This is a genomic window from Amycolatopsis jiangsuensis (assembly GCF_014204865.1).
GTDB lineage: Bacteria > Actinomycetota > Actinomycetes > Mycobacteriales > Pseudonocardiaceae > Amycolatopsis > Amycolatopsis jiangsuensis.
The window spans coordinates 4,943,708-4,960,542 of record NZ_JACHMG010000001.1 but is presented as its reverse complement, the minus strand read 5'-3'; the positions used below and the strand labels follow the sequence as shown (position 1 = coordinate 4,960,542).

Here is a 16,835-nt window from a genome sequence, read left to right as displayed (position 1 = left end):
GCGCGGTCAGTAGGGTGCGGGCCGAGGAGGACGACGATGGGGTTCAACCGAGTGCGGCTCGCCGCGGTGGTCGCCGGGGTGGTGCTCTTGCTCGCCGGGTGCACCGAGCGGGTGCGGGGTGTGGCCGCTTCCGTGCCCGGGCAGGGGCCGGTCGCGCAGGCGGTCGACGCGTGTTCGCTGCTCGACGCGCAGCAGTTGGCGGGGCTCGGTTACGAGGGCGGGGGCCGGTCGGTCAAGGCGAGCAAGGAACAGCGCGCGCCGGCGATGTGCCTGTGGAACCGCGACGACGAGGGCGGCGAGCTGATCGTCATGTCCGTCGGCCGGTCGGTCGACCTGTCGCTCGACGACTACCTCCAGGGTGCCCTCCAGAAGGATTCGCCTGCCCAGCTCGGCGGGCTTTCCTGGACGCGCTACGCGTCGTTGATCGAGGGCAGCTGCGATCTCTACACCACCCTCGGCCGCAAGTCGTTCGCGTTCGTCAGTGTGTCCTATCCGGACGACGCGAAGGCCTGTGAGCTGGCCAAGACGACCGCGCCGCAGGTCGCGTCGCATCTGCCGGGCGGGCAGCCGGCACCTTCGCTGACGCCGCCTTCGGCCTCGTCGAGCGCGCCACCGTCCGGACCACTGGCCTCGCTCGACCCGTGCACGCTGCTGAAGCCGGAGCAGGCGCAGCAGCTGGCAGTGGAACCGCAGGGCGCGAAGGACCAGTCCACCGCGGTTCCCGGCGCCACCTACTGCCTGTGGAAGGACAACGACGGCGACCGCGGGCAGAAGCCGTTCGAGGTGTGGCTCGGTCCCAGCCAGCCGATGACCAGCTGGCCCGGCATGGACGTATCACCGGTGCAGCAGATCGACGCGGGTGGCCGGAAGTGGTCGCTGTTCGCGAACTTCAACGATTCCGACGGCGTGAATTGCGCGGCCGGGCTGGCGGTGTCGGATACCTCGTCGATTCAGCTCGTGAGCGGCAACCTCGACGACCCGAACAAGTCCTGTGACGCGATCAAAGCCGGAATTCCCTTTGTCAGCGGGAATTTACCCGGCTGAATCCTCCACTGAGGACGGCTATGCGGACACCCGGTCGGCCACGTGCTTGGCGATTTCCAGTGCGCTGGTGGCGGCCGGGCTGGGGGCGTTCAGTACGTGCACCTGGTCGCGGGTGGATTCGATGAGGAAGTCGTCGACCAGTGAGCCGTCCGGGCGTAGTGCTTGCGCTCGGACGCCGGAGCCGTGCCGGACGAGGTCGTCTTCGGTTACCGCGGGGACGAGCCGGGCGAGGCTGGCCGCGAATCGCTTCTTCGAGAAGGACCGCAGCACCTCTTCCAGACCGGTGGGGTAGACGTACTTGCGGGCCAGCCGCCACGAACCGGGGAAGCGGGCGACGTCCGCGAGGTCCTTCATGGACACATCGGCCCAGCGATATCCCTCACGGCGCAAGGCAAGTACGGCATTCGGGCCTGCGTGCACGCTGCCGTCGAGCATGCGCGTGAGGTGCACGCCGAGGAACGGCAGCGCCGGATCCGGTACCGGATAGACCAGTCCGCGCACCAGATTCCGCCGCTCGGACTTGAGCTCGTAGTACTCGCCGCGGAACGGCACGATCCGCGCTGACGGGGTGAGCCCGGCCAGCTCGGCCACCCGGTCGGCTTGCAGGCCCGCGCAGTTGACCAGCGCGTCCGCCCGCAGCACATCGGTGCCGGTGGCCACCTCGACCCCGCCGGCGCGGCCCGCGCGGATGCCGAGCACCGGCGTCCGCAGCCGCAGGTCGGCGTCGGCCTCGTCGAGCAGCCGGACCAGGGTCGTGCACACCGCGGGGAAGTCGATGATCCCGGTGGACTCCACGCGCAGCGCCGCGACGCAGGAGACCTCCGGCTCGTACTCGCGGGCCTCGGCCGGCGAGATCCGCTTCGCTGGCACGCCATTGGCTTCCGCCCGCTCGGACAGCGTTTCCAGCGCGGGCAGCTCCGCCTCCCGGGTGGCCACCACGAGCTTGCCGCACACCCGCACCGGCACCCCGTACTGCCTGGCAAAATCCACAATGGACCGATTGCCGGCCACCGACATCCGCGCCTTGAACGAACCCGGCTTGTAGTACAGCCCGGCGTGCACCACGTTCGAATTGTGCCCCGTCTGGTGCGCCGCCCAGCGGTTCTCCTTTTCGAGCACCGTCACGTCCTGACCGCGCTGCGACAGCTCCCAGGCGACGGCCAGCCCGACGATTCCCCCACCGACCACCACGACGTTCCGCACGGCAGGAAAGCGTACGCGCTCCGGCGTGGCGTGCGTAGTCCCCGACCGCGTGGTTACCGGGCCGCGGACAGCCCGGCCTCGGCGAGCGCCTTATCCGGCCCCAGCTCCCGGCCTGCCGCCTGGGCTTCGGCGAAACCGCTGCTCAGGGCCGTCGCGGCGGCCTCGGCGACCCGGGCGACGTCCGGTTGCCCGGGTACCGCGCTGCCACGCAGGGCTTCCGCCGCACCGAGCAGCGTTGCCGCCTCGGCGAACCGCTCCTCCTCGGCCACGACTCCCGCGCCCGCTTCCAGCGCTGAGGCAAGTAACGAATTGTCGTGCCAAGAATATGCGGTCTCCACCGCGTCCCGGACTCGGCGGCGGGCCTCGTCCGGCCGGTGTCCGGCCACCGCGATCCAGGCCAGCGCGACCGACGCGGCTGTCCGCACCAGGGCGACCGCGAACGAACCCGAGGTGCATTCGGCCAGCGCGCGTTCGGCGAGTGCCCGTGCTCCGGCGAGGTCACCCGCCCGGCGAGCCAGCCCGGCCAGTCCGACGTATCCGGCGGCGCGGGTTTCCGGCATCCCGGTCCGCCGTGCCAGCGCGACGGTTTCTTCGTAATCCGCGCGGGCACCTTCGACGTCGCCGCGCCAGACACGGCTGTCGCCGCGACGGCAGAGCAGGTCGGCGTAGTCGTCGGTGGCGCCGATTTCCCGCATGAGTGCCATCGACTCGGTCATCGCGGCGGCTGCTTCCTCGTGCCGGCCACGCCAGGTGAGTACCTGCGACAGATGGTCCAGCGACATCGAAAGTCCCCAGCGTTCACCGAGCGCGCGGTAGCGGTCCTGGCCCTCGCGTAGTCCGCGCTCGGCGGCATCCAGATCTCCGGTGAGCATCGCGCGCAGCCCGTCGCCGAGTGGGATGAGCGCGGTGAGCCACGGATCGGACTGCTGCGCGAGCCGGGTCTGCGCGAGCCGCACCGCGTCGTCCTCCGGTGGACCGAGGACCACGGCTGAGAGCATCAGCATCATCGGCCGTTCCGGCGCCCAGCCGCTGTCCGCGAGGTATCCGTCCACATAGGATCGGTAAGGCCGGACGGCTTCGTGCCCGGGTTGGCCGGCCGTCGCGGCCAGCAGGCACATCAGGAACGGCTCGCCCTCCGGTGGTTCGGTCCCGCAGTGCCGCAGGACCTCAAGGGAGAGCACGGAACTCTCGTAACGCCGCCCGCGCATCCACCAGTACGGCGTGAGCGCGGCGACGAGCCGCAATGCGGTGGGGAGGTCCGCGGTGGCCGCCCAGCGCAACGCGGCCACGAGGTTGTCGTACTCCGCGTCGAGCCGGTCGAGCCACGCCAGTTGCGCTGCGGTGCGCAGCTTCGGATCGGCCTCCTCGGCCAGCCGCAGGAACGTCTGCGCGTGTGCCTGCCGCAGCTGCTCGGTTTCCCCCGCCCCGGCCAGTTTCTCGGCGCAGAACGCCCGGATCGTCTCCAGCATCCGGTACCGGCCGGCGGAATGCTCGACGAGGGACTTGTCGGCCAGCTCCGGGAGCAGCTCGGCCGGTACCCCGCAGACCTCCTCGGCGTACGCCAGCGTCGCACCGCCGGAAAACACAGTGAGCCGCCGGGCGAGGCGGCGTTCGTCGTCGTCGAGCAGATCCCAGCTCCACTCCACCGCGCCGCGCAACGAGCGATGCCGCGGCTGGGCGGTACGGCTGCCGCGGGCGAGCAGCCGGAACCGGTCGTCGAGCCGGGCCGCGATCTCCGCGACCGGCAGTGTGCGTACGCGTGCAGCGGCCAGCTCCAGCGCGAGCGGCAGACCGTCGAGCGCGGTGCAGATTCGGATGACGTCACCGGCGGTGTGCTCGTCCACCCGGAACGCCGGATCGCTCGCCCGCGCGCGGTCGGCGAAGAGTCGCACCGCCGGGTAGCCCAGCGTCTCGGCCGCAGGCGTGCCGGGCGGCGGCACGGTGAGCCGGGGGATCGGGGCGAGCTGCTCGCCGGTGATGCCGAGGGGTTCCCGGCTCGTGGCCAGCACCCGTAGCCCCGGACAGACCGGCAGCAGCCGCGCGACCAACCCGGCCGCGGTGGCCACGACGTGCTCGCAGTTGTCCAGTACCAGCACCATCGCCTGGTCCCGCAACGCCGAAACGATCCGGTCGACCGGCTCCGGCCCGCCGGCGCCCCGCAGCGGGGACGCGGTCTGCCGAAGGCCGAGCGCGCCGAGCACGGCCGCCTCGACGTCGTCGGCGACGTGGGACGCCAGCTCCACGAAAGCGCAAGGCCCGGCGTTCGCCGCGACCTCCACCGCCAGCCGGGTCTTCCCTGCGCCGCCGGGACCGAGCAGGGTGACCAGCCGCGCATGCCGGAGCAGATCGGCGACCTGATGCAGCTCGCCCTCCCGGCCGACGAAGCTGGTCAGCTGCGCGGGCAACGGTGCGGCTGCGGTGCCCGGCTCGTCTCGCAGCACCGCAAGGTGGGCTTCGGCCAGCTCCTGGCCGGGATCGGCGCCCAGCTCGTCGGCCAGAACTCGGCGGGCGTCCTCGAACGCGGCGAGCGCTTCGGCGTTGCGGCCGGCCGCGTGCAGCGCGCGGACCAGCTGGGCACGCGGCCGCTCCCGCATCGGTTCCTCGGCGACGGTCGTGCGCAGCTCGTCGAGTACGTCCTGCGCGCGGCCGAGGGAGATCTCCGCGTCGACCCGGTCGGCGGCGGCTTCGGCACGCAGCTCTTCCAGCCTGGTGGCGTGGGTGGCCGCCGCGGGAACGTCCGCGAACGCCGGGCCACGCCACAACGCCAGCGCCTCGCCGAGCAGCGCGCTCGCGCGCGCCGGATCACCCGCCTCTCGGCGCGCTTCACCGGCGAGGCGTTCGAACCGGTGCGCGTCGACGTCGTCCGGCTCCACCACGAGGCGGTAACCCGCGGAGGTGAATTCCACCGGCAGCCCTACCGCGCCGCGCAGCCGGGAGATCTGCGACTGCAACGCGTTCGCCGCGCCGTCCGGCGGGTGCTGGCCGTACAGGCCGTCGATGAGCCGATCCGCGGACACGACCCGGCCCGCTTCCGCCGCGAGGAGGGCCAGCAGCGTCCGCCCCCGGGCCCCGCCCACGGCGACCGGCGCGCCCGCGGCGTCCCATGTCGTGACCGCCCCCAGCACCCCGATCCGCATGGGGACAGCCTAATTGCCGTGAAGGTGTCCGGACGGCACTGAACGAGGCCGGCACGGGCCTGGTCGGTTACCCGGAGGTTTCGTCCCCACGGCGGGTTGCGGGCCGGGACGTCTATACACTTCGGCGCGGCCCCCGCGCAACGCGAGGCCGTCGATTCACAGGAGATGGACAGTGGGCGAACCGGTGCTGCTCGGCCGGCCGACCGTCGGCGAGGAGGAACTGGCCGCCGTCGCCGAGGTGTTCCGCTCCGGCTGGCTGGCCGGGGCCGGACCGGCCTGCCGGAAGTTCGAGGAACGCTTCGCCCGCGTCACCGGCACGGCGCACGCGCTCTCCACGAGCAGCTGCGGCGCCGCGCTCTTCCTCGGCCTGCGCGTGCTCGGCGTGCGGCCCGGCGACGAGGTGATCGTCGGCGACTACACCTTCCCCGCCACCGGGCACGCCGTGCTGCAGGCCGGCGCCACACCGGTGTTCGCCGACATCCGCCCGGACGTCTTCAGCGCCGACCCGGCCGCGATCGAAGCGCTGATCACGCCCCGTACGGCCGGCATCCTCGCGGTCGACGTCGCAGGCCAGCCGGGTGACTTCGACGAATACCGCGCCATCGCCGACGCGCACGGCCTGTGGCTGTTCGAGGACGCCGCGTGCGCCGCCGGCGCCACCTACCGCGGCCGTCCGGCGGGCAGCCTCGCCGATCTGGCCGCGTTCTCCTTCCACGGTCGCAAGGGCATCACCGCGGGCGAGGGCGGCGCACTCGTCTCCGACCGCGAGGAACTCATCGCGCGGGCCCGGAAACTGCACACCTACGGGATCGAACCGGCCATCAGCCGCGAGGGCTCGGACGTGCTGCCGGTACCGGAATTCCACGAGCTGGGCTGGAACTTCCGGCTGTCGGACATCCAGGCCGCGATCATGGGTGTGCAGCTGGACCGGTTGCCCGACCTGCTCGCCGCCCGGCGCGCGGTCGCCAAGCGCTACCACGAGGCGTTCGCGGACGTCGACGCGTTGACCGTGCCCGCCGAGCTGCCCGACCGCGAGCATCCGTGGCAGGCCTACCTGCTCACTGTCGCCCCGGAGCTCAGCCGGGACGCGCTGGCGTTGCGCCTCCGGGAGCAAGGGGTGCAGTGCAATTTCGGCACCTACGCCTCACACCTGCAGCCGGTCTACGGCGAGCAGAAGCCGCTGCCGGTGTCCGCGGACGCGTTTCGCCGTCAGCTGGCGATCCCGATGCACGCCGAACTCACCGACGCCGAGGTGGACCGCGTGGTGGCCACCGTGCGCGAAGCCGTCCGTACCGTTTCCTGAGTCACGAGGAGAACCAGCGCCCATGTCCGAGAAGAAGGTCCTCTTCACCGGCGGTGGTGGGTTCATCGCCGCGCACGTGATCCCGCTGCTGCTCGAGGGGGGCTACACGGTACGGATCTTCGACAACATGACCCGCGGCGACCGCTCCCGGGTCAACGAGTTCGTGGCCACCGGCAAGGTCGAACTGGTCGAGCAGGACGTGCGCTACGGCGGCGCGGTGCGCGAGGCGATCCGCGGCTGCACGCACGTGATCCACTTCGCGACGGTGTCGATCAACAAATCGATCGCGGACCCGCACGAGTCGATCGACATCAACATGACGGGCAACCACAACGTGTTCGCCGCCGCGGCCGACGAGGGCGTCGAGCGCCTGGTGTTCGCCTCCACCGCCTCGGTGTACGGCGAACCGAAGCGACTGCCCATGCACGAGGACGACGAGCTGCGCCCGCTCACCCCGTACTGCATTTCCAAGCGGGCCGGCGAGGATCTGCTCGGATTCTACGAGCGCACCAAGGGCCTGTCCTGGAACGCGTTGCGGTTCTTCAACGTCTACGGTCCCGGGCAGAAGATCGAGGCCTACTACACCTCGGTGATCAACCACTTCATCCAGCGGCTGCGGGCCGGGCAGCCACCGGTCATCGACGGCCGCGGCGACCAGTCGATGGACTTCGTGCACGTGTCCGACCTCGCCCGCGCGGTGGTCGCCGCGCTGGAGTCGGAGCGGGCCGACGTGCCGATCAACATCGGCACCGGGGTGGACACCTCGATCGCGGCGCTGGCGAAGATCCTCATCGAGGCGGTCGGCGTGGACGTGCAGCCGGAGTTCAACGAGCGTGACGTGCTGGTCTCCCGCCGGGCCGCGGACATCGGCCGGGCCCGCGAGGTGCTGGGCTGGGAGCCGCGGATCACCGTCGAAGAGGGCATGCGGGCGCTGGTGCGGGACTCGTGAGTGGCAATGCCGGTTCTCACCGGCGTAGCCACTCACGAGTCAGCGCTGCGGGGCCTGCCGAAGGGACTCCCATGCGCATCGCGGTGGTGAACAACTTCTTCCCGCCACGGGTGGGCGGGAGCGCGCACATGGCGGCGTCGCTGGCCGCCGAGTACGCCGCGGCCGGGCACGAAGTCCTGGCGATCACCGCGGCCTACGCGGACGCTCCCGCGGACGAGCAGCGCGACGGCTACCGCGTCGTCCGGCTGCCCGCGGTGAAGATGCCGCAGCTGGGCCTGTCGATCGACTTCGACATGGCGTTCGCCTCGCTGCGGCCGGGAAACTGGCGGCGGCTGTGGAAGCTGCTGGCCGGGTTCAAGCCGGACGCGGTGCACCTGCACGGCCAGTTCTTCGACCTGTCCTGGATGGCCGGGATCTACGCGCGCCGGCACCGGCTGCCCGTGCTGCTCACCATCCACACCCTGCTGATCAGCGACAACAAGCTGTACGGCCGGGTGTTCCGGATGCTCGACGCCGCGCTGGTCAAGCCGGTGCTGGACTACCTGCGCCCGCGCTACGTCCTGCTCGACAAGCTCGGCGTGGACTACTGCGAGCAGCGGTACGGCACCGGCGACGAGAACTCCGAGTACTTCCCGATCGCCGTGGACACCGGGCACTTCACCAAGCCGGTGACCAAGGACGTGCGCGCGGAGCTGGAAATCGGGGACGCGCCGCTGATCGTGTCGCTCGGACACGTCATCCCGCTGCGCAACCGGCTGCCGCTGGTGGAAGCCCTGCCCGGGATCCTTCAGCGGCATCCGGGCGTGCGCGTGGTGGTCGTCGGACGGGTGTATCACGACGCGTTCCTGCGCCGGGCCGCCGAACTGGGGGTGGCGGACGCGCTGATCGTGACCGGCGCGGTGCCGAAGGAGGACGTGCCGGCCTACTTCGCGGCCGCGGACATCGTGACCCACGATCTCAACGGCGGCTGCGGAACCGCGTCGCTGGAAGCAATGCTGTCCGGGACCGCGACCATCGCGTCGGTGACCGAGGACAACTACCCGGGCATCGAACTGCGCAACGGCGAGAACATCCTGCTGGTGCGGCCGGACGACGCCGAGGCGGTCGGCGCCACGGTACTGTCGCTTTTGGACGATCCGGAGCGGCGCGCGCGGATCGCGGAGCGGGAGAGCGCGATGGTGCGGGACAACTTCGGTCTGGACGTGGTGGCCGAGGAGCATCTGCGGGTGCTCGCGAAACTGGTGGCGGACAACGATGTTCTTCGATGACGAGCGCTCGCACCGGTTGCGGCCGCAGATCCTGACCGACGTCGTCGCGCAGTACCTGAACGACGCCGAACGCGCCGCGTTCTACGGCCTGCCGGAGACCTGCCGGGTGCGGGAGCGGGTGAAGATCGTCAGCCCGGAGAACCTGCGGATGGGGGAACACTGCTGGATCGGCGAGGGCGCGGCCCTGGACGCCAGCGGTGGCCTGGACATCGGCGAGCACACCAGTATCGGGCTGAACACGCTGGTGTTCACGCATTCCAGCTGGCTGGCGAACATGGCACTGCAGAACCATTCCGGCAGCGACCTGATCGAACGCAAGCCGGTGAAGATCGGCAAGGGCTGCTTCATCGGCGGCCTGGTGGTGATCATGCCCGGCGTGACCATCGGCGATTTCGCCACGGTGCAACCGAATTCGGTGGTCGCCAAGGACGTGCCGCCGCGCACGCTGGTCGCGGGCAATCCGGCAAGGGTGTTCCAGCGCTACGACGAGGAGTACATCGAGTCGGAGGTACGGCGGGTGCGCGAGGAGAACGCCCGCCGCCGGGAACTCTCCGATGATGCGTCCGGCTGGGGTTCTCCGGCGGGTGACTTCAGCGAGTAGCGAAGTGATGACCTACAGCTTCGCGCTGGTGGAAGCGTCGGATAACATGGAACACTGATTCCGGTCACTGAACGTGAAGGAGAAGTCATGAGTGCCCTCGAGTGGCCTCAGCAGCAGCTCCTGACCCTCGACGACTGGGCGGAACTGCCGGAGACCTCGGAGTTCCACATGGAGGTCGTCGAAGGGGTTCTCGCCGTGTCGCCGCGTCCATTCCCGCTGCACCAGCTCGTGCTGGGCCGGGTGGCCTACCTGCTTACCAGGCAGCTGCCCACGGACCTGGTGGCGGTGAACGAAATGGAGATGGTCGTCCGTACCGTGCCGCTGACGGTGCGCTCGCCGGACGTCCTGGTCGCGCCGACGTCGCTCATCCAGGCGAACCCGCCGCGGATCGGGGTGGCGGAGGTTCCGCTGGCCGTCGAGGTGCTGTCCCCGGGCACGAAGCGCACGGACGAGCACGACAAGTTCCGCGAGTACGCCGCCGCCGGAATCGAGCACTACTGGATCATCGACCTCGAGCAGCCGGTCAGCCTGCGTGCCTACCGCCTCGTCGAGGGCGGTTACGCGGACTTCGGTGAGCACACCGGCAGCGCCGCGCTCGAGTTCGCCGGTACGACGGTGAAGTTGGACCTCGACGCGTTGATCGACGCGCGCGGCCAACGGTCGTAACCTGGCCCGGTGCGCAGTGACGACGAGTTCGCCGAGTTCGTCCACGCGTGTTCGGGCCGGCTCACCCATGCCGCGTTCTTGCTGACCGGCGACCGTCATCAGGCCGAGGACGCCGCGCAGACCGCGTTCACCCGCACCTACGCTGCCTGGTCGCGGGTGCGCCGCAAGGACCCCTACGCCTACGCGCGGCAGGTGCTGGCCAACTACGTCATCGACGGCTGGCGGCGGCCGATCCGGGAGTACGCCACCGAGGAGCTGCCCGAGCGGGAACCGGTGCCGGACCTCGCGCAGGCCGTCGCGCAGCGGGAGTGGCTGTCCACCGCACTGGCCCGGCTCACCGTCCGCGAACGCGCCGTCATCGTCCTGCGGCACTTCTTCGACCTGCCGGAACACCAGGTGGCCGCGGAGCTGGGCGTGTCCGTCGGCACGGTGAAGAGCACGAACTCCCGGGCGCTCACCAAACTGCGTGTCGACGACGGCTCGTTGGTCGGGTGGTGACGCGTGCCCGACGAGATCGAACGGCTGCGTGCTGCGCTTCACGAACCTCCGGCCGAGCAGTTCGCCCCGCCCGACCTGACCCGGATCATGGCCGACGGCAAGCGGTTGCGCCGTCGTCGCCGGGCTCTCAGCGGGGCCGGTGCGGCGGCCGCGGTGGTGGCCGTGCTCGCCGTCGTCTTCGGCACGGTGTGGTTGCGCACGCCCGGGCCGGCGCAGCAGGTACCGGCCGCCGCGCCGCCCACCGCTTCGGATCTCGGCACCCCGGCGCCGACCACCCCTGTCGCGCCGGTGCCGACGCAGCCGATCGGCGACGTCATCACCACCGACCTGCGTACTCCGGACGGGCAGCTGGTGTTCTACTTCGCCAAGGTCGACCAGGTGCCCGGGGTGGACTTCGGGGTGATGGCCGGCCTGCGCACCGCGGACCGGCTGCAGCCGCTCTACCTGGCCAACGAGACGAAGGGTTCGGACACCTCGTTCGGCTTCCACGGCACCTCGGGCGGGACCATCGTCGGCCGGACCCGGATACCGGTGTTCGGCTACTTCAGCGGACCGGCCGAGCAGATCACGACCACGGTGGGCGGCCGGACGCTCGCCGCGCACACCGCGAGGTGGAGCAAGGACCCGGACGTGGTGATGTTCTGGTTCGACCCGAAGGACGTGCCGTCCGCGGCGCGGCTGACCCCGCTGGTCGCCTACACCGCGGACGGGAAACGGCTGACCCGGTGAGTCAGACGGCCTGCTCCAGCACCTGCGAAACGACGTGGTGCGAGGGCAGGATCAGCTCACGCTCGGTGGCCGCGTCGAGCTTGCCCTCGAGCAGGTCCAGAAACCGGTCCAGCTGGGTGGCGAGCGGCTCACGCGCGGTGATCAGCTCCGGAATCTCGATCACGGTCTGCTGCCGGTAGCCGAGGCCGTCCGGGGTGACCGAATCGTGCGAGACGTGCCGGTAGATGGTCACGTCGCGGCGCAGCAGGTCGATCTCCACCATGCGGTCCAGTTCGGACACCACGAGGGAGCGGACCTTGCGCTGCCCCAGCCGGGACGCCGACACCGTGGCCAGCCCGGTCGGGAAGGACAGCACCGTTTCGATGGTGTCCTCGGCGCCCTCGGCCGACTGCGGGTGGAAGTACCCTGCGCCCGAGGTGACCCGCGAAGGTGTTGCCCCGCCGAAGAACTGGATTGCCAGGTCGACGTCGTGCACCAGCAGGTCCCACGCCACCCCGGTCCGGATCCGCGGCGCGTACGGGCCGTGCCGGCGGGCCATCAGGTGCACCGGCTCGTGCACCAGCGCCCGCGCGGTCATCACCGCGGGGTTGTAGCGCTCGAGCAGCCCGCACATCAGCGGGACGTCCTTCTTCGCCGACAGCGCGACGATTTCCTGGGACAGTTCGAGACTGTTGCACACCGGCTTCTCGACCAGCAACGGCTTGTCCTGGCCGAGGATTTCCTGCGCCAGGCCGTAGTGCGCCTCGGTGGCCGAGGCCAGTACGACAGCGTCCACATCGGACAGCGAGCCGATTTCCGGCGTCCACCGGGTTTCGTAGCGCTCGGCGACCGCGCGGCCTGCTTCCTCACGCGGGTCGATCACGCGGACCAGGTCCACCCGCTCGTTGCCCGCCAGCACGCGCGCGTGCAGCGAACCCATGTTGCCCGTGCCGATCAGGGCGATCCGGAGTGTCATGCGCCCAGCACCTCGCGCACCGTCTCGACGACCCGGTCCAGATCGGACTCGGTCAGATGCGGGTGCACCGGCAGCGACAGCGCCTGGTCGGCGACGGACTTGGCCACCGGGAAGTCCGCGACCCTTGCGTCCGGGATCAGCGGATGGCCGCGGTAGCAGTCGTAGTCGAACACGACCTTCGGATAGTAGATGCCGTTGCCGATGCCCTTTTCGGTGAGCGCGGCGGCCAGCTCGTCCCGCGAGAGCATCGCGTGCGGGCCGACCAGGACGGTGTACTGGTGCCACACGTGCTCGCGGCCCGGCAGCACCTGCGGCACGCTCAGGCCCGGCGTGCCGGCCAGCCCGTCGGACAGCCGCTTCGCGTTCGCCTGCCGCGCCGCGGCGAGCTGGTCGAGCTTCTCCAGCTGCGGGATGCCGACCGCGGCGTGCAGGTCGGTCATCCGGTAGTTGTGCCCGGCCATCTCGTACTGGTAGCGCGCCCGCATGCCCTGGTTGCGCAGCACGCGCAGGTGGTCCGCCAGCCCGTCGTCGTCGGTGGTGATCACGCCGCCCTCGGCGGTGGTCACGTTCTTGGTCGCGTACAGCGAAAAGCAGCCGATGCCGAACGAGCCTGCCCGCTTGCCCTCGAACGAGGCGCCGACCGCCTGCGCGGAGTCCTCGATGATCCGCAGCCCGCGCTCGGCGGCGAACGGGGCGAGCTTGCCCATGTCCGCGGTCTGGCCGTAGAGGTGCACCGGCATCAGGACCTTGGTCCGGCTGGTGACCGCGGCGGCGACCGCGTCCGGGTCGATCGCGAAATCGTCGCGCCGGATGTCGGCGAACCGGACCGTGGCTCCGGCCTCCAGGATGGCGTTCAGCGTCGCCACGAAGGTGAACGGAGAGGTGATCACCTCGTCCCCCGGCTGCAGGTCCAGCGCCTGCAGTGACGCGACCAGCGCGGTGGTGCCGTTGTTCACGGCGATGGCGTGCTTCGTGCCCGCGACGTGCGCGAAGGCTTCCTCGAAGCGCTTGACCATCGGCCCCTGTGCGATCGCGCCGGATCGCAGCACCTCGACGACCAGGTCCTCCGCGTCACGGACGTCGACCACGGTAATGGGGATCATCGGCAGTCTCTCTCGGCAGGCGATTTCGATGCGTCCGGTACAGTGGGCCGCCGGTTCTGCGCCCGGCCGCCCTGCAGCAACGCGGGCCACACGTTACCGGGCGCGCCACCGCGCCCAGTACCCAGCCGCCGACGAACGGATACGCGAACAGTGTCGGACGCTCAGGCCGCCAGGCCGGGAACCAACCGCATTCACCCGACCGCTGTTCTCGGCGACGGGGTCGAAATCGGCGAAGGCAATGTGATCGGACCGTACACGGTCATCGTCGGGCCGGTCCGGATCGGAGACGGCAACTGGATCGGTCCGCACGTGAGCATCGGCACGCCCGGTGAGGACCGCGGCGGCCCGCACCCTGCGGCATGGGACACCGCGCCGGCCGGCGACCCGGAGCAGGACGGGAACGGCGTCGTCATCGGCAGCCGCAACCGGATCCGCGAGTACGTCAGCGTCCACCAGGGCACCTGGCGGACCACCACGGTCGGCAGCGACGGCTACTTCCTGCGCAACTCGCACATCGCGCACGACTGCCTGGTCGGCGACGGCGTGACGATCGCCTCGAACGCGGTCACCGGCGGCCACTGCCACATCTGGGACGGGGCCAACCTCGGCATGGGCGCGATCCTGCACCAGAAGGTCGTGGTCGGTCCCGGCGCGATGATCGGGATGGGTTCGGCGGTCCGGCGTGAGATCGGCGCGTTCACCATCGCCGTCGGCAACCCGGCACGCGTCACCGGCGTCAACGTGGTGGGCCTGTCGCGGCGCGGCGTGGACGAGGAGACCATCGAGGTGCTCGGGCCGTGGCTGAAGGGCAAGGCGGGGCTCCCGGACGTCGCGCTGCCCGGCGACCTCTCTACCTTGGTCAAGGCGTGGGACGCCCGCCCGCGCGAGGAACAGTAAGGACGGAGAAATGACTGTGTCTGACGCTCAGGCCGCGGGGCCGGAAGTGGCCCCCAAACTGCGCGAGGTCTTCGTCGAGGCGCTGGACCTGGACGGCGACGTGGACGTGGAAAACCTGAAGTACCGCGACATCGAGGCGTGGGACTCGGTCGGCCACATGGCGCTGGTCGCGGCGATCGAGGACGAGTTCGACGTCGAGTTCGACACCGACCAGGTCATCGACATGTCCAGCTTCAAGGTCGCGACCGACATGGTGACCGAGCTGAAGTCGAAGAATGACTGATCTGGCCGGCCGCGTCGCGCTCGTCACCGGCGGGACCCGCGGGATCGGCCTGGCCACCGCCGGTGCACTGGTCGAGGCCGGGGCGACGGTGGTGCTGACCGGCCGCGACGAGTCCAGGGCGAAGGAGGCGGCCACCGCGGTGGGGGCGGCCGCCGGGCTGGCGCTCGACGTGACCGACGCCAAGGCGGTGTCCACGCTGGTCCGCGGGGTGGCGAAGGAACACGGCAGGCTCGACGTCGTGGTCGCCAACGCCGGGGTCATGGAGGACGCGCTGCTCGGCATGATCCGCGAGGAGAGCGTCTCCACGACGCTGAACACCAACGTCGCCGGCACGCTGCACACCGTGCAGGCCGCGGCACGGGCGATGATGCGGAAGAAGACCGGCGCGATCGTCGTGCTCGCCTCGGTCGTCGGTGAGTACGGCAGCGCCGGGCAGACGGTGTACGCGGCGTCGAAGGCGGCGGTGGCGAACATCGCCCGCTCGGCCGCGAAGGAGCTCGGCCGCTCCGGCATCCGCGTGAACGCGGTGGCGCCCGGCGTGATCGAGACGGACCTCACCGCGGGCCTGTCGGACGAGGCGAAGGCGGACAATGTCGCGAAGACACCGCTGGGTCGCCTCGGGACCGCGCAGGACGTGGCGAAAGCGATCCGGTTCCTGGTCAGCGACGACGCGGCGTTCGTCACCGGCCAGGTCCTGGGCATCGACGGCGGCTTGGTGCTGTGAGTGGCGAGGCCGGTGGGAACCGGCCCGGCCATTCGCGAAGCAGAGGAGATTCGGTGAGTGTGGTTGGCGAGGGTGCCCGGCTGGTCGACGTGGCCGGTGCCCGCACGCTGGCGGGCGACGAACTGACCGCCGAGGTCACGCGGTCGGCGCGGGCGCTGAGCGCGCTGCCGGTGGGCGTGCTGTTCGCGCGGATGTCGGTGGACCTCGACAGCGTGCTGCGTTATCTCGGCGCGATCGAGGCGCGGCGGGCGATCGCGCTGATCGATCCGGCGCTGGACGCCGACGTGCTGGCCGGCCTGATCGAGCGGTTCCGGCCGGCTGCCGTGCTGGCCGCTCCGGACGCGGAGGCCCCGGCGGGGTACCGCGTCGAAGGCGGGCACTGGGTGCGGGAGTCGGCGGACGGCGTCGCACCGCATCCCGACCTCTCGATTCTGCTGCCGACCAGCGGGTCCACCGGCAATCCGAAGCTCGTCCGGCTGTCCCGCGAGGCGGTGCTGGCCAACGCCGCGGCCATTGCCGAGGTACTGGGCATCGATTCCGCCGAGGTGGCGCCGACCTGCCTGCCGCTGCACTACAGCTACGGCGTCTCGGTGCTGAATTCGCATCTGCTGCGGGGCGCGACCGTGGTGATCGAACCCTCCGGAGTGCTCGGCCGCGGATTCTGGGACGCCGTCGCGGAACACGGCATCACCTCGCTGTCCGGCGTGCCGTACCACTACGAGATGCTGCGGCGGCTGAAGTTCGACCCGGCGAAGTACCCGACGCTGCGTACGCTCACCCAGGCGGGCGGCAAGCTGCGGGACGAGCTGATCACCGAGTTCAACGACAAGATGCTCGCGGTCGGCGGCCGGATGTACGTCATGTACGGCCAGACCGAGGCCGCGCCGCGGATGACCACGGTGCCCGCGCAGCGGCTGGCGGAGAAGCTCGGTTCGGCCGGTCCGGCGCTGCCTGGCGGCGCGTTCGCGATCCGCCGTGACGACGGTTCGGAGACCACGCATCCGAAGATCGTCGGTGAGGTCGTCTACCGCGGGGTCAACGTGATGATGGGCTACGCCGACGACGAGGCCGGGCTGGCCGCGGGCGACGAGTGCGGTGGCGTACTGGCCACCGGCGACCTCGGGTACCTCGACGAGGAGGGGTACCTGTTCATCACCGGCCGGCTCAAGCGCATCGGCAAGGTGTTCGGCAACCGGGTGAGCCTCGACGACCTGGAGCAGGCCGTGCGAGCCGCCGCGGTGGGCATCGACGTGGTCGCCGCGGTGCCGGCAGGGGACAAGGTCGTGCTGTTCGCCGAGCTGCCCGAGGGCGATGGCGCGAAGGCGATCTGCAAGGACGCCGCGCGGGCGCTGTCGGATCGGCTGCACCTGCACAGCAGCGGGTTCGACGTGCGTCCGATCGACACCGTGCCGCTGCTGGCCAGTGGCAAGATCGACTACCGGCTGCTGGGAGGACGGGTATGAGCGCCGCTCGCG

General features: G+C 70.7%; 15 protein-coding genes and 1 pseudogene. 12 read left to right on the top strand and 4 right to left on the bottom strand.

Features of this window, described 5'->3' with window-relative positions:
- Positions 1-36: 36 nt before the first annotated feature.
- Complete coding sequence (locus BJY18_RS22320) at positions 37-1,044, top strand: DUF3558 family protein (RefSeq protein ID WP_184781805.1); 1,008 nt, start codon at positions 37-39, stop codon at positions 1,042-1,044.
- 18 nt (positions 1,045-1,062) lie between these two features.
- On the opposite strand, the pseudogene lhgD reads toward BJY18_RS22320, so the two are convergent.
- Positions 1,063-2,268, bottom strand: a pseudogene (lhgD, locus tag BJY18_RS22315) (L-2-hydroxyglutarate dehydrogenase); the annotation flags it as partial.
- 32 nt (positions 2,269-2,300) lie between these two features.
- Entirely contained in the window at positions 2,301-5,384 is a 3,084-nt protein-coding gene (locus BJY18_RS22310; RefSeq protein ID WP_184781803.1) for an AfsR/SARP family transcriptional regulator, read from the bottom strand.
- A 172-nt stretch (positions 5,385-5,556) separates the two neighbouring features.
- Here BJY18_RS22310 and BJY18_RS22305 point away from each other — a divergent pair, with 172 nt between their 5' ends.
- From BJY18_RS22305 to BJY18_RS22275, 7 genes are all read left to right on the top strand, one after another.
- Positions 5,557-6,687, top strand: a complete 1,131-nt coding sequence (locus BJY18_RS22305; protein ID WP_184781802.1) for a DegT/DnrJ/EryC1/StrS family aminotransferase — start codon at positions 5,557-5,559, stop codon at positions 6,685-6,687.
- Between the two features lie 22 nt (positions 6,688-6,709).
- Positions 6,710-7,636 (top strand): NAD-dependent epimerase/dehydratase family protein, encoded by a 927-nt coding sequence (locus tag BJY18_RS22300; protein ID WP_184781801.1) that lies wholly within the window; start codon positions 6,710-6,712, stop codon positions 7,634-7,636.
- A 71-nt stretch (positions 7,637-7,707) separates the two neighbouring features.
- Positions 7,708-8,904 (top strand): glycosyltransferase family 4 protein, encoded by a 1,197-nt coding sequence (locus BJY18_RS22295; protein ID WP_184781800.1) that lies wholly within the window; start codon positions 7,708-7,710, stop codon positions 8,902-8,904.
- Positions 8,891-9,505, top strand: a complete 615-nt coding sequence (locus BJY18_RS22290; RefSeq protein WP_184781799.1) for an acyltransferase — start codon at positions 8,891-8,893, stop codon at positions 9,503-9,505. Before BJY18_RS22295 ends, BJY18_RS22290 begins: the two co-directional genes overlap by 14 nt.
- Before the next feature lie 87 nt (positions 9,506-9,592).
- On the top strand, positions 9,593-10,171 hold the full coding sequence (locus BJY18_RS22285; protein WP_184781798.1) for a Uma2 family endonuclease: 579 nt from the start codon (positions 9,593-9,595) through the stop codon (positions 10,169-10,171).
- A gap of 9 nt (positions 10,172-10,180) precedes the next feature.
- On the top strand, positions 10,181-10,669 hold the full coding sequence (locus tag BJY18_RS22280; protein ID WP_184781797.1) for a SigE family RNA polymerase sigma factor: 489 nt from the start codon (positions 10,181-10,183) through the stop codon (positions 10,667-10,669).
- Between the two features lie 3 nt (positions 10,670-10,672).
- Positions 10,673-11,398, top strand: coding sequence for a hypothetical protein (locus tag BJY18_RS22275; protein ID WP_184781796.1), 726 nt, complete (start codon positions 10,673-10,675; stop codon positions 11,396-11,398).
- Between the two features lies 1 nt (position 11,399).
- Here the strand turns inward: BJY18_RS22275 and BJY18_RS22270 are convergent, their stop codons facing one another.
- Complete coding sequence (locus BJY18_RS22270; protein WP_184781795.1) at positions 11,400-12,353, bottom strand: Gfo/Idh/MocA family protein; 954 nt, start codon at positions 12,351-12,353, stop codon at positions 11,400-11,402.
- Positions 12,350-13,456: a DegT/DnrJ/EryC1/StrS family aminotransferase gene (locus tag BJY18_RS22265; RefSeq protein WP_184781794.1), complete on the bottom strand. Its 1,107-nt coding sequence runs from the start codon at positions 13,454-13,456 to the stop codon at positions 12,350-12,352. The genes BJY18_RS22270 and BJY18_RS22265 overlap by 4 nt, the downstream gene beginning before the upstream one ends.
- Before the next feature lie 240 nt (positions 13,457-13,696).
- Between BJY18_RS22265 and BJY18_RS22260 the strand changes: the two genes are divergently transcribed.
- From BJY18_RS22260 to BJY18_RS22245, 4 genes are read left to right on the top strand one after another with little or no spacing between them, the layout of a single operon-like run.
- Positions 13,697-14,353 carry a UDP-N-acetylglucosamine acyltransferase gene (locus BJY18_RS22260; protein WP_312873924.1) on the top strand — a complete coding sequence of 219 codons (657 nt, stop codon included), beginning with the start codon at positions 13,697-13,699 and terminating at the stop codon, positions 14,351-14,353.
- 10 nt (positions 14,354-14,363) lie between these two features.
- Complete coding sequence (locus BJY18_RS22255; RefSeq protein WP_184781792.1) at positions 14,364-14,636, top strand: acyl carrier protein; 273 nt, start codon at positions 14,364-14,366, stop codon at positions 14,634-14,636.
- On the top strand, positions 14,629-15,360 hold the full coding sequence (locus tag BJY18_RS22250; RefSeq protein ID WP_184781791.1) for an SDR family NAD(P)-dependent oxidoreductase: 732 nt from the start codon (positions 14,629-14,631) through the stop codon (positions 15,358-15,360). The genes BJY18_RS22255 and BJY18_RS22250 overlap by 8 nt, the downstream gene beginning before the upstream one ends.
- A 53-nt stretch (positions 15,361-15,413) precedes the next feature.
- Positions 15,414-16,823, top strand: coding sequence for an AMP-binding protein (locus tag BJY18_RS22245; protein ID WP_184781790.1), 1,410 nt, complete (start codon positions 15,414-15,416; stop codon positions 16,821-16,823).
- Positions 16,824-16,835 lie beyond the last annotated feature (12 nt).

What these genes read in the sequence shown, in the direction of transcription:
- BJY18_RS22320 (WP_184781805.1), top strand. Translation starts at nt 37, where the DNA reads ATGGGGTTCAACCGAGTGCGGCTCGCCGCGGTGGTCGCCGGGGTGGTG.
- BJY18_RS22310 (WP_184781803.1), bottom strand. Translation starts at nt 5,384, where the DNA reads ATGCGGATCGGGGTGCTGGGGGCGGTCACGACATGGGACGCCGCGGGC.
- BJY18_RS22300 (WP_184781801.1), top strand. Translation starts at nt 6,710, where the DNA reads ATGTCCGAGAAGAAGGTCCTCTTCACCGGCGGTGGTGGGTTCATCGCC.
- BJY18_RS22295 (WP_184781800.1), top strand. Translation starts at nt 7,708, where the DNA reads ATGCGCATCGCGGTGGTGAACAACTTCTTCCCGCCACGGGTGGGCGGG.
- BJY18_RS22290 (WP_184781799.1), top strand. Translation starts at nt 8,891, where the DNA reads ATGTTCTTCGATGACGAGCGCTCGCACCGGTTGCGGCCGCAGATCCTG.
- BJY18_RS22285 (WP_184781798.1), top strand. Translation starts at nt 9,593, where the DNA reads ATGAGTGCCCTCGAGTGGCCTCAGCAGCAGCTCCTGACCCTCGACGAC.
- BJY18_RS22270 (WP_184781795.1), bottom strand. Translation starts at nt 12,353, where the DNA reads ATGACACTCCGGATCGCCCTGATCGGCACGGGCAACATGGGTTCGCTG.
- BJY18_RS22265 (WP_184781794.1), bottom strand. Translation starts at nt 13,456, where the DNA reads ATGATCCCCATTACCGTGGTCGACGTCCGTGACGCGGAGGACCTGGTC.
- BJY18_RS22255 (WP_184781792.1), top strand. Translation starts at nt 14,364, where the DNA reads ATGACTGTGTCTGACGCTCAGGCCGCGGGGCCGGAAGTGGCCCCCAAA.
- BJY18_RS22250 (WP_184781791.1), top strand. Translation starts at nt 14,629, where the DNA reads ATGACTGATCTGGCCGGCCGCGTCGCGCTCGTCACCGGCGGGACCCGC.